A 12,498-nucleotide genomic window follows, 5' to 3' on the forward strand; every position below is an offset into this window, starting at 1 on the left:
GTGATCCGGCGCCCGCCGTCCGGCCGAGGCCGCTGCGGCCGAGCGCGCCCGCCGTCAGACCCCGCCGCCATCCCCGGGTCGCCGATCGCGCTCGTCGGGAGACAGCCGAGCTGCACCTGCCGGTGCACCGGCATCGGACGACCCGGCAGGAGGCGCCCACATGACCCGGACGGCGTTCACGACGTCAGCCCCTCCCCGGACGAGACGGGGGAGTGGGCGCACGGCCGTGGCCGGCCGGGAGCAGTCCCGGCCGGCCACGGTGGTGCTCAGTGCGGTCGCGCTCAGACACCCTCCGAGAACACGAAGGAGAACTTCGCCGGCGCGACGTTCAGGAAGTACTGCGGCAGCGGACCCGGACCGCACGACTGCGAGCCGATGCCGTGCTGGCCGTGGTCGAGGTTGACCCACACCGTGCCGCCCGGCAGCAGATCGGTGCGGTGCCGCGCCGCGTCCAGCTGCTCGTTCGTCCAGCGCCGGGCGCTGAACCAGAACTGCGGGTCGCCCTCGATCCGCAGCCCGCCGATCTCCGCCCAGCGGACGTCGGCGCGGGCCCCGTTCTCCTGGGGACGGACGTACGGCGTCTGCAGATCGTCGACGGTCGACTGCCACCGGCCGACCGACGACGCCGCCCGGGTGTCCGGATACGCCTCGCCCGGACCGCCACCGAACCAGCGCACCGCGTGCGCCTCGGACAGCCCGAAGCGGATGCCGAGCCGGGGCAGCGGCACCGTCCAGTCACCCTCGGGCGTCACCGACACCGTCAGCTTCAACCGGTCGCCGTCAGACGTCCAGCGGTAGACCGTGGCCAGGCCGACCTCCGCGGCGGCGGGGGCCACCCGGGTGCGTACCGTCAGCGCGTCGTCGCCGACCTCCACCGCATCCAGCCGGTGCTGAACCCGGTGCAGACCGAGCTTGCGCCACAGCTCGCCGTGGCGGATGTCCGACTGCCAGGGCGCGCCCTCGTCGTTGTCGGTGAGCGCGCGCCACACGTCCAGGCGCAGCCCGCTCACGCCCACCGCGCCGATGGCGCGCAGCGCGCCCGTGCGGGCGTCGAAGGAGGCCGGGCCGAGGGTGACGGTCCGCTCGCCGACGGACGGCCGGCCGGTCGCGGCGACGGCCGGCACCGCCCGCGCGGAGACGGGCACCTGACCCCAGGCGACCACATGGTCCCGGGGAGCCCACGCGCTCTCCGCGGCCCGGACTGCCCGGACCGTCCATCCGGTCTCCAGCCCCTCCGGCGCGTCGAGCGGCGGCTCCGGCAGCTTCACGTCCGCCGACGCGCCCGGGGCGAGCGCCGGAACCGCCAGCGGCCCCGACGCCACCGTCTCGCCCTCCACCTGGAACGCCCAGGTGAAGGTCAGCGCCGACAGGTCGGCGAAGTCGTGCCTGTTGGTCACGCGGACGGTGCCGTCCCCGCCGTCGCCGGTGATCGCGACGGGCTCGATCACCTTCTTGAACTCGACGAGCCCGGGGGAGGGGGTGCGGTCCGGCATGAGCAGCCCGTCGCAGACGAAGTTCCCGTCGTGCAGCTCCTCGCCGAAGTCACCGCCGTAGGCGTAGCCGTAGCGGTCGTCCTTGATGCCGTGGTCGATCCACTCCCAGACGAAGCCGCCCTGGAGCCGCTCGTGCGCCTCGAACAGCCGCTGATAGTCGGCGAGCCCGCCCGGGCCGTTGCCCATGGCGTGGGCGTACTCGCAGAGGATGAAGGGGAGCCGGCGCCTGCGGTGGGTGCCGCCGTCGAGTCGGCGGCCGATCCGTTCGACCTCCTCGTGGGAGGCGTACATGCGGGAGTAAAGGTCCGTGTCACGGCAGTCGATGTCGCCCTCGTAGTGCACGAGGCGGGAGCTGTCGCGGGCGTGGATCCACTCGGCCATGGCGGTGAGGCCACGGCCGGTGCCGGCCTCGTTGCCCAGCGACCAGATCACCACCGACGGGTGGTTCTTGTCGCGCTCGACCATGCGGGCGGCGCGGTCCAGCAGGGCCGGCGTCCAGCGGTCGTCGTCGACGGGGTTGTCCCGCCAGCCCTGCTCGACGAAGCCGTGGGTCTCCAGGTCGCACTCGTCGATCACCCACAGCCCGTACTCGTCGCACAGGTCGAGGAAGGCGGGGTGCGGCGGGTAGTGGGAGGTGCGCACGGCGTTGACGTTGTGCCGCTTCATCAGCAGCACGTCCTCGCGCATCGTCTCCAGGTCGAGCGCACGGCCCTTCTCATGGTGCCACTCGTGCCGGTTGACGCCCTTGAAGAGGATCGCCTTCCCGTTGACCTTGAGCAGGCCGTCCTCGAGGGTCACCGTGCGGAAACCGATGCGCAGCGGCACCCGCTCGCCCTCGGTGGTGAGGAACCCGTCGTACAGCGTGGGGGTCTCCGCCGTCCAGGGCAGCACCGCGACCGTCACCGGCTCGCCCGTGGCGACATCGATGTCCAGGTCGGGCACGGTCACCCGTCCGTCGACGTCGGAGTCGACGCGCAGCGTGCCCTCGCCCGTGACGTGGTCGTAGGAGGCGTGCACGAAATGGTCGAGGACGCTGCCCGCCGGGCGGTGCAGCAGTGTCACGTCACGGAAGATGCCGGGCAGCCACCACTGGTCCTGGTCCTCCAGGTAGGAGCCGGCGGACCACTGGTGGACGCGCACCGCCAGGACGTTGCCCGCGGCCTTCAGCAGGTGGCCGACCGCGAACTCGTGCGGCAGCCGAGAGCCCTTGAACTCGCCGAGTTCCGTGCCGTTCAGCCAGACCCGGGCGCAGGACTCCACGCCGTCGAAGCGGAGCACGGCGCCGCCCTCGGCCGGGGCGGGCCAGTCCTCCGGCAGGTCGAAGAAGCGCAGATGGTCGCCGGTCGGGTTCTCGGTGGGGACGCGGGGCGGGTCGACGGGGAAGGGGTAGAGGTGGTTGGTGTAGACGGGGGAACCGTGCCCCTGGAGCACCCAGTGGCCGGGGACGGTGATCTCCGCCCAGTCCCCGCAGTCGTGGCCGGGCGTGGCGAACGCGTCGTCCCGGGCGTCGGCCGTCGCCGACAGCCGGAAGCGCCACCTGCCGTTCAGCGACAGGGACGGGGCGTCCGAGGACGCGTACCAGGCACGGGGCGCAAGGGCCCCGCGGCCCGGTGAGACGTCCTCGACGTAATCGACGACAGGGGGCGTGGAGGTGGTGTCGGCGGTGCGGAAAGACATCTGTCTCCAGGTCCTGAGAGGAAGGCGTCAGCCCTTGATGCCGGTCTGCGCGATCCCCTGCACCAGCCAGCGCTGGAGGAAGAGGAACACGAACACCAGGGGCAGGATGGAAATGGCGGTCGCCATGAAGATCTGGTGGAACACGACCGTCTGGCCGGTGGTGTAGGAGGAGAGCGCGACCTGGACGGTCCACGCGCTCGGGTCCTGGCCGATGACCAGCGGCCACAGGAAGGCGTTCCACCCCTGGATGAAGGTGATGGTCGCGATCGCGGCGAAGAAGTTCAGCGAGTTCGGCACCACGACACGCCAGTACGCGCCCCAGTACCCCAGTCCGTCCACGCGCGCCGCCTCCTCCAGCTCCTTGGGGAACCCCAGGAAGTACTGCCGGAAGAGGAAACAGGTGAAACCACTGAACAGCCCCGGAATGATCAGACCGCGGTAGGTGTCCACCCACCCCAGGGACGAGACCAGGACGAAACTGGGCACGAAGGTCACGGCGGTCGGGACCATCAGGGTGCCCAGGACGACGTAGAACACCTTGTTGGCGTGCTGGTAGGGGATGCGGGCCAGACCGTAGCCCGCGAGGGAGCACACCAACAGGACGCCGACGGTGTGCAGGACGGCGACGACGGTGGAGTTCCACAGCGACTGGGCGAACGGCACCGACGTGTTGTCGAACAGGTCGCCGACGTTGCCCCACTGAAGGTCCGTCGGGAAGAACTTCCAGTTCTCGCCGGTGATCTCGGCGTCCGTGGAGAGGGCGTTGCGGACGATCAGGTAGAACGGGACCAGGAACAGGAACGCGGCGACACCGGTGGCGATGTAGAGGCCGGTGGAGCTCATCACGCCGCCGCCGCGTCTCACGCGGCGGGGCCCGCGCCGTGACGGCGCGGTCTTGTCCAGGTCGGGCACGGTGGTGGTCACTTGGACTCCTCCCCCCTTCCGAAGCCCATGAGCTTGCCCTGGAACAGGGTCACGAGACAGATCAGCACGGTCAGGATCACCGCGCCCGCGCTGCCGGCGCCGTAGTCCTGGTTCTCGCCCAGGGCGGTGTAGTACAGCTCGACCAGGGGCGGACGGCCCCAGGTCGTCTTGGACAGCAGGTTGTAGAACTCGTCGAACGCCTGGTACGCGGCGATGAGCAGCAGCAGGATCACCGCGGTCGAGGTGGCCCGCAGCTGCGGCAGCGTGATGTTCCGGAAGGTCTGCCAGCCCGGCTTGGCGCCGTCGATGGCGGCGGCCTCGTACAGCTCGCCCGGGATGTTCTGCAAGGCGGCCAGGAAGAGGATCATGTAGAAGCCGGACTGGAGCCACAGTCGCGCGGTGACGATGACCAGCCAGTACCAGGGCGGGCTGGGGTCGGCCAGCCAGGCGATGTTGTCGATCCCGAACCAGCCGAGAACGGTGTTCATGAGACCGAAGCGGACGCCGCTGAAGATGGACATCTTCCACACCAGCGCGGCGGCGACGTAGCTGACCGCGGTCGGCAGGAAGAAGACCGAGCGGAAGAACGCCCGCATGAACCGCAGCCGGTTCACCAGCAGGGCGAGACCCAGCGACAGCGCCCAGGTGGTGGGCACGATGAACGCGGCGAAGACGGTGAAGGTGGCGAGCGAGCCGACGAAGTCGTCGTTCGTCAGCATGTGCGTGTAGTTGCCGAGGCCGATGAACTTCTCGGGTGTGACCGTGAACCGGGCCTCGAAGAAACTGAGGTAGATGCTCCAGCCGATGGGGACGTAGATGAAGAAGAGCAGACCGATCAGGAACGGGCCTGTGAAGAGCCAGAAGTTGAACGTGCCGCTGCCCCGTACACCCCGCCGCGGCCTGGCCGGTGAGGCCTGGGCCGGGGCGGGGCTCGCGAGGTCGAGCTCGGTGGTCGTCGACATGTCGTGGTCCGTCCGCCGGCCTAACCGAACAGCTTCTTGAGCTCGCGGTTGACGGCCTGGTCCGCCTTGTCGAGGGAGGCCTCCGGGTCGCCGCCCTTGCGGACGGAGTTGGCGAAGACGTCCTCCAGGGCGGTGCGCATGGCCTGGGTCCAGCCGATGTTGTCGAAGTGGCCGAACTCGTTGAACAGCTTCACGCCCTCGGCCGCGTTGCCCGACTTGAGCTTGGTGGCGGTCTGCGCGAGCGAGGTGCGCGGCGGGATGTGGAAGCCGTAGGAGGTGGCCCAGTCCTCCTGGTACTGCTTCTGGTCGATCCACAGCCACTTCACGTACTCCTTGGCCGCCTCGACGTTCTTGCCCTTGGCGTTGACGAACATCGACCAGCCGCCGTTGTACACGGACTGCTTGCCGGAGTCGGTGACCTTCGGGAAGGGGAAGACGCCCCAGTCGTCGCCGAGCGCTTCCTGCACCTGCGGCATCGCCCACATGCCGCACCACTGGATGGCGCACAGGCCCTGGTTGAACGAGGAGGGGTCCCAGGACTCGGTCGGGGCGCCGAGGAGGAGGTGGCCGCTGGTGAACAGCGTGCGCATCTTCTTGATGCCCTCGATGACACCGGGCGTGTGGTAGGCGATCTCGTTCTTCTCGTTGAGGTGCTCGGCGCCCGCCGACCAGATCAGGGGGTCGACGGCGTTGTGGAGGTCGTTGCCGAGGTACAGGCCCTTGACCTTGCCGGTGGTGAGCTTGGCGGCGGCCTCGATCAGCTCGTCGAGGGTGGTCGGTATCTTGACGCCTGCCTTGGCCAGCATCGACTTGCGGTAGTAGAAGAACTGCGGGTCGTCGATCATCCGGACGCCGTAGATCTTCCCGTCGACCGTGTGCGACTTGATGTCGGCCGGGTTGAAGTCGTCCTTGACCGGGTCGATGATGTCGGTCAGGTCCGCCACCTGACCGCTCTTGACCATCTGGATCTGCGGGTGGAACTCGAACAGGTCGGGCGCGTTGTCGGTGAGCAGCGTCGCGAAGAGCTTGTTCTCGAAGTCCGCGGCGGTGATCCACTGGGTGGTCACGTTGGCCTTGTCGTAGGCCTTCGCGTACTTCTTGATGGCCTGCTCGGTGCCCTGCTCGCCGTACGCGTGGAAGTACTGGTTCAGCTTGACGCCCGAACTTCCTCCGCCGCTACGGCCGTTGTTGCTGCCGCAGGCGGCCAGGGTGCCGGCGGCGGCCATGCCCGCGGCGGCCCGGAAGAGTGACCGGCGGGACCAGTTGCTGTTGCTCATTGCCGACATGTTGACGTCCTTGTCTCGAGTACGGCTGCGGCTCACACGGCTTCAGCTTCAGTGGCTGGAACGGCGTTGCGGACCGGGACGTTAACCTTCGGCTAAGGCTTCGGCAAGGGGTTGGACGAAGTCTGCGCGAAGCGTTGTGCAACGTTCGGGATACCGGACGTGAGGAGGGGGGAGAGGGCCGGGAGGGGACCCGAGGGCCGGCGGCGGGGCGGTGACGGGTGATCAGCCGGCGGCGGAACGGGGCCTGCCGTGCACGCGTCTGCGCTGCCCCACCGCCTGCAGCGCCCCCTCGAGGGCGAACGTCGCCGCACCGAGGCACACCGGATCGGTGGGGATCGGGGACAGGACGATCCGGGTCGAGGCCAGCGGGCGGGCGAGTGCGTGCCGGGCGACGGCCGCGAGGACCTCGTCCAGCAGGGGCTCGCCGAGCCGGGCGGCGACCCAGCTGCTCAGCACCACGATCTCGGGATTGAGCAGGTTGACCAGGTCGGCGATGCCCGCGGCCAGATAGCGGGCGGTGGCCCGGACCGCCTCCACGGCCACCGGGTCCGCCACGGCGAGGGCGCGGGCCAGGGCGTCGACCGTGGCGGTCTGGTCCTCCGCGTGCAACAGCGGGCTGTCCGCGCTGACTTCGCGCAGGTTCTGCATGATCCCGGGCGCGCCGACGTACGTCTCCACACAGCCGTGGTTGCCGCAGTGGCAGGGCCGTCCGTCCAGTACGAGCGTGGTGTGCCCCCACTCGCCGGCGCTGTTGCTGACCCCGCGGTGCAGCCCACCGCCCAGCACCAGCCCCGCGCCGACGCCGGTGCCGAGGTTGACGACCACCGCGTCCCCGTGCCCGCGCGCCGCCCCGAACCACAGCTCGGCCACCGCGCAGGCGCGCAGCGGGTTGTCCAGGTGCAGCGGGTAGGCGATGTGCTCGGAGAGCAGGTCGAGCAACGGCACGTCGTGCCAGTCCCAGTTGGGCGCGTACTCGGCGATGCCGGTGTCCCGGTCGACCTGCCCCGGCACGCTCACCCCGACACCGAGCACCCGGGCCGCCTCGACGCCGGCCTGGGCGACCACCGAGCCGGCGGCCGCCGCGACATGGCTGACGACCTGCTCCGGGCGGCTCTCGGCGGGGCGCATGTCCTCCTCGGCGCGGGCCAGCACGTTCAGCGCCAGGTCGAACAGCTCGACGTGGACGTACGTCTCCGCGATGTCCACGCCGATCAACGCGCCCCCCGACGCGTTGACGGCGACCAGGCCCCGGGGGCGGCCGCCCGCCGAGTCCTCGAACCCGACCTCGGTGATCATGTGCAGGTCGAGCAGCTCGCCGACGAGCGTGGCGACGGTGGCGAGGCTGAGGCCGGTGGCGGCGGCCAGCTCCTGCCGCGAGGTGGGGGAGCGGGCGATGATCTGGCGCAGCACCTCGTAGCGGTTCGCGGTGCGGATGTCGCGTGACGTGCGCTTCACCGTCTGGAGCCCCCCATCCCTTTCCGTACCGGGCAGACCGGGACTGGCGCACCGGCGCGGCGTCAGGCTATGGCGTGCGGAAGAGTTCGACAAGGGGTTAGGAAAGGGGGTTTATAAAGTCGCCCACACCCGGTCGGACCCGGCCGGGATCAGTCACCGAACAGGTCCCGCACGAACGCGTTCGTGAACGTCCCGGACGGGTCCACGTCCCGCGCCAGCGATCGCAGGTCGCCGAGACGCGGATAGCGCCCGCGGAGCGCGGCGGCCGGGACGGTGAAGACCTTCCCCCAGTGCGGCCGCGGCGCGAACGGCTCCAGTACGGCCTCCAGCTCCCGTACCACGGGCAGCACGGCCGCCGCGTCCGCGACCCACGTGAAATGCAGTGCGACGGAGTCCCGGCCGTGCGCCGGGCTCAGCCACTGCTCGTCGGCGGCGACGGTCCGCACCTCGCAGGTCTGCAGGACACCGGCGACCGCATCCCGTATCCCGTCGATCGCATACAGCGCCTCGACGGCGTGCTCACGCCCGAGCAGGTACTCGCTCTGCAACTCGTTCCCGCTGCTCGGGGTGAACTCCGCCCGGAAGTGCGGCAACCGCTCGTGCCACGGCCCCGGCACCCCGAACTGCTCCGTGCAGTTCACCGCGGGCATCCCCGGCACCGGGTGCAGCGCCTCGGTGGCCGGCGTGGCCCACGGGACGTCGGGCAGCGGCTGGTCGGTGCGCCGTTTCAGCCACACCTGCCGGAAGCCGGGCGCCCGCCAGTCGGTGAACAGGCTGACGCTGTACGCCGCTCCCGCGACCGTCTCGAAGTCCAGTCCGTCCAGGGGGAGTTCGGTGAAGACGTGCTGCTCGACGTCGTAGGCGGGCTCCAGGTCCAGGGTGAGCGAGGTGACGACTCCCAGCGCGCCGAGCGAGGTGACGGCCCCGCCGAACCGCGTGTCCCCGCGCCCGATGGTGACGGTCGACCCGTCGGCGACGACGATCTCGACCTCCCGTACGGGAGCGGCGAGCGGCCCGTTGCCCACCCCCGACCCGTGCGTCCCCGTCGCCACCGAACCGGCCACCGAGATGTGCGGCAGCGACGCCATGTTCGGCAGGGCGAGCCCGTGCGCGTGGACCCGTCGGGCCAGCTCGGCGTACCGCACCCCGCCGCCCACCCGCACCGTGCGCGCCGCCGCGTCGACGTCGATCCCCGCTGGCAGGGCGGCCAGCGACAACAGCACCCCCTCGGGGCCCGGCTCGGCCACGCGGTTGAAGGAGTGCCCGCTGCCCAGCACCCGCACCCGCGCGCTGCGCGCCACGAGCGCGCGCAGCGCGTCGAGCGAGGACGGCCGGTGCACCTCCTTCGCAGCGAAGGTGATGTTGCCCGCCCAGTTCGTCACGGTCTCCACCATGCGGTCGCCCCTCCCGAGGAGAACGAGAACCCGGAATTCCCTGGTCAAACCTACCGTGCCGACAACACGAGGCCCCCACCCCCGCCTCCTCGTGCGCGGGGGCATACCGTGAGGAGTCGTACGCGTGAGCCGGGAGGAGCAAGGGATGGGCAGCCGTACCGCGCTGGTCGAGGATCTGATGGAGCGGTTTCCGCACGTGCCGCGGGAGGCCGTCTTCAAGGAGGACCTGCTGCGCGGGGGTGTGGCCTTCGACCCGTCCGCGCTCAGCGACAACGAGGGCGGCGAGGTGAAGCCGAAGTCGTACTTCATCTTCTCCTTCGACCACGGCACCCTCCCCGAGCTGGGCGAGGCCGCGCTCAGGCGTCCGCCGGAGGAGATCATCCTCACCGGCGGGCCGTACGACCTGCGGCGCACGGTCGTGTCGGTCCGGGTGAACCCCTCCTCGCCGTACCGGGTGGCGGCCGACGACGAGGGGCTCCTCGGGCTCTACCTCGACGGCGCGCGCGTCGCCGACGTCGGGGTGCCGCCCATGCCCGAGTACTACCGGCACAAGCTCTCCAACGGGAAGTCCGTCATGGAGGTGGCCCCGACCATCCAGTGGGGCTACCTGATCTACCTGACCGTCTTCCGGGTGTGCCAGTACTTCGGGGCCAAGGAGGAGTGCCAGTACTGCGACATCAACCACAACTGGCGGCAGCACAAGGCCGCCGGCCGGCCGTACACCGGCGTCAAGGACGTCGAGGAGGTCCTCGAGGCCCTGGAGATCATCGACCGGTACGACACCCAGAAGGCGTCCACCGCCTACACCCTCACCGGCGGCGCCGTCACCAGGACGGTCGCGGGGCGTGACGAGGCCGACTTCTACGGCCACTACGCCAAGGCGATCGAGGAGCGCTTCCCGGGCCGCTGGATCGGCAAGGTCGTCGCCCAGGCCCTGCCGCGCGACGACGTGCAGCGCTTCAAGGACTACGGCGTGCAGATCTACCACCCCAACTACGAGGTGTGGGACCGCCGGCTGTTCGAGCTGTACTGCCCGGGCAAGGAGCGCTACGTCGGCCGTGACGAGTGGCACCGGCGCATCCTGGACTCGGCGGAGGTCTTCGGCGCGCGCAACGTGATCCCGAACTTCGTCGCGGGCGTGGAGATGGCCGAGCCGTTCGGCTTCACCACGGTCGACGAGGCGATCGCCTCCACCACCGAGGGCCTGCGCTTCTTCATGTCGCACGGCATCACCCCGCGCTTCACCACCTGGTGTCCGGAGCCGACGACCCCGCTCGGCAAGGCCAACCCGCAGGGCGCGCCGCTGGAGTACCACATCCGGCTGCTGGAGGCCTACCGGGCCACGATGGACGAGTTCGGCCTCTCCTCGCCCCCCGGCTACGGTCCGCCCGGCCCCGGCCGGGCCGTCTTCTCCGTCAGCTCCTTCATGGACAGCCTCCCGGCGCAGGAGGCGTCCGCCGTTCGATAACGCTTTGATGACGACATTCAGCAGGGCGGCACGGCATTGAGTCGCCGGGCGGGCCGCGTCCGTACGGCTGGGGGTGAAGACCTCGGCCGACAGGGGCGCGGCTGCTCTGTCCTGACATCTGAACAGGGCGCTTGTCAGTTGTGTCGGTGACGTGAAAAGCTCTGGCCCTGCCGCGAGGTTCCCCCCAACTCCATTGCCGTCATGGTGAGTTGACTCGCTTGTGGATGCAGGAGACTCATGCCCGACCTGCCGACCCCGAAGGACGCCGCCGAGGCCGCGCTGTTCTCGGAGTGCTGGGACGCCGTTCTGTCGTACGCCGATCTGTGCACCTCCGGCTCGATGGCGGCCAACCAACTGGCCCGCGAGGCGTTCGCGCTGGGCATACGCGAGGCCCGGGCCGCCGAGGACGGCTCCCGGCGCGGCGCCGGCCGCCGTGCCTCCCGGCTGCCCCGGATCCCCCTGCTGCTGACCGCCGTACGCACCACGGCGGCCGAGTGGGAGGCCCGGGGCCAGGGCCACAAGCTCGACCCCGACCTGCGTCTGTGGCTGAACTCCGACAAGGCCGCACGCTACACCGGACCGCCCCTGCGCCGTCCCATCGCCCTGCGCGGGCTGCGCGACATGCAGGAGCCCGACGCCGCCCTGCTGTGGCTGGCGGAGGTGGAGGCGCTGCCGCTGCGGGCCGTGGCCCGTCGTCAGGGCCTGGACCCGGCCGCGTCGATGGAGGAGCTGAACGAGGTCCGCGGCCTGTTCCGGGACCGCTGCCACCGCAACCACCTCGACACGCCGATCGACGCCGAGTGCCGCAGTTACGTCCGGCTCCTCGACGCCGTCACCCGTTCGCCCGCCGCCGACACCCCCGACGACCTCTCCCGGCACCTCGCCACCTGTGTGGAGTGCGCGGAGGCCGCGGCCTGTCTGCGGCTGCACGGCGGCGGGCTGCCCGCGGCGCTCGCCCAGGGCGTGATCGGCTGGGGCGGCCTGGCCTACCTGGAGCGCCGCCGGCGCGCCGCCGAGGTGCGGCTCGGCGCCGGACGGCCCGACGCGCCGGACGCGGACGGCGAACCGCCGGCCGCCGCCGGCAGGGCGCGGGCCCTGCGCAACGGGCTGCTCGTCGCGGCGGTCCTCGTCTCGGCGCTGGCCCTCGCGGTGTCGCTGATGCCGTTCGGCGACGACGGCACCGACGCCGCCGCGCCCGTCACCCCCGGCGACAGCACTCCGGTGGCCGGTCCCGGCAGCCCGGTCCTGCCGTCCACCGCGCCCGCCACCTCGCCGTCGTCCCCTGCCGACGCCCGCTCCCCGAAGCCGTCCGACAGCGGCACCGCCTCGGCCACGCGGCGCCCCGACCCGGAGCCCCAGGGCACCTCCTCCTCCACCGCCGCCACCGGCGGGAGCGGGACGGCGCCGGCCTGCACGGTCGCCTACGACCTCGTCAACCAGTGGCCGGACGGCTTCCAGGCCACCGTCACCGTCACCACGGCCGCCGCCCTCGACGCCTGGCGCGTGGCCTGGTCCTTCGGCGACGGCCAGAAGGTCGACCAGATGTGGGACGCGAGCGTCGCCCAGAACGGCTCCCGGGTCACCGCCACCGCCGCCGACTACAACCGGTCCGTCCCGGCGAACGGCACCCTCTCCTTCGGCTTCCTCGCCTCCTGGCAGGACAGGAACTCCGCGCCGCAGGGCTTCAGCCTCAACGGCCGGCCCTGCGCGGGCTCCTGAGGGTCCGTGCACCGTGCCCGCCGGGGCCGGGGGGGGGGGGGGGGGGGGGGGGGGGGGGGGGGGGGGGGGGGGGGGGGGAGGGGGGGGGAAAGGGGGGGGGGGAGGAGGGGGGAAGAGGAG

Annotated in this window: 8 protein-coding genes; 2 read left to right on the forward strand and 6 right to left on the reverse strand. The window is 71.2% G+C overall.

The genetic code is table 11. The features are described 5' to 3' along the window. Nucleotides 1-281: 281 nt before the first annotated feature. The 6 genes from ACZ4YY_RS04205 to ACZ4YY_RS04230 all read right to left on the reverse strand — a co-directional run bounded on the left by ACZ4YY_RS04205 (nucleotide 282) and on the right by ACZ4YY_RS04230 (nucleotide 9,191). Nucleotides 282-3,170 carry a glycoside hydrolase family 2 TIM barrel-domain containing protein gene (locus tag ACZ4YY_RS04205; RefSeq protein WP_468283641.1) on the reverse strand — a complete coding sequence of 963 codons (2,889 nt, stop codon included), beginning with the start codon at nucleotides 3,168-3,170 and terminating at the stop codon, nucleotides 282-284. Nucleotides 3,171-3,197: 27 nt separating this feature from the next. Continuing rightward, nucleotides 3,198-4,094, reverse strand: coding sequence for a carbohydrate ABC transporter permease (locus tag ACZ4YY_RS04210; protein WP_468283643.1), 897 nt, complete (start codon nucleotides 4,092-4,094; stop codon nucleotides 3,198-3,200). Next, on the reverse strand, nucleotides 4,091-5,056 hold the full coding sequence (locus ACZ4YY_RS04215) for a carbohydrate ABC transporter permease (protein WP_468283645.1): 966 nt from the start codon (nucleotides 5,054-5,056) through the stop codon (nucleotides 4,091-4,093). The genes ACZ4YY_RS04210 and ACZ4YY_RS04215 overlap by 4 nt, the downstream gene beginning before the upstream one ends. A gap of 20 nt (nucleotides 5,057-5,076) precedes the next feature. Further along, entirely contained in the window at nucleotides 5,077-6,342 is a 1,266-nt protein-coding gene (locus ACZ4YY_RS04220; RefSeq protein WP_468283647.1) for an ABC transporter substrate-binding protein, read from the reverse strand. Nucleotides 6,343-6,564: 222 nt separating this feature from the next. After that, the gene (locus tag ACZ4YY_RS04225; RefSeq protein ID WP_468283649.1) at nucleotides 6,565-7,797 is read right to left on the reverse strand and encodes an ROK family transcriptional regulator; all 1,233 of its coding nucleotides are present in this window, start codon (nucleotides 7,795-7,797) and stop codon (nucleotides 6,565-6,567) included. Nucleotides 7,798-7,946: 149 nt separating this feature from the next. After that, nucleotides 7,947-9,191, reverse strand: coding sequence for an FAD-binding protein (locus ACZ4YY_RS04230; protein WP_468283651.1), 1,245 nt, complete (start codon nucleotides 9,189-9,191; stop codon nucleotides 7,947-7,949). Between the two features lie 145 nt (nucleotides 9,192-9,336). Here ACZ4YY_RS04230 and ACZ4YY_RS04235 point away from each other — a divergent pair, with 145 nt between their 5' ends. Together ACZ4YY_RS04235 and ACZ4YY_RS04240 are read left to right on the forward strand one after the other, a co-directional pair. Next, complete coding sequence (locus tag ACZ4YY_RS04235) at nucleotides 9,337-10,659, forward strand: radical SAM protein (RefSeq protein ID WP_468283653.1); 1,323 nt, start codon at nucleotides 9,337-9,339, stop codon at nucleotides 10,657-10,659. Between the two features lie 237 nt (nucleotides 10,660-10,896). After that, nucleotides 10,897-12,378: a cellulose binding domain-containing protein gene (locus tag ACZ4YY_RS04240; RefSeq protein WP_468283655.1), complete on the forward strand. Its 1,482-nt coding sequence runs from the start codon at nucleotides 10,897-10,899 to the stop codon at nucleotides 12,376-12,378. The last annotated feature ends 120 nt before the right edge of the window (nucleotides 12,379-12,498 follow it).

Source organism: Streptomyces sp. NPDC030143, assembly GCF_055573695.1.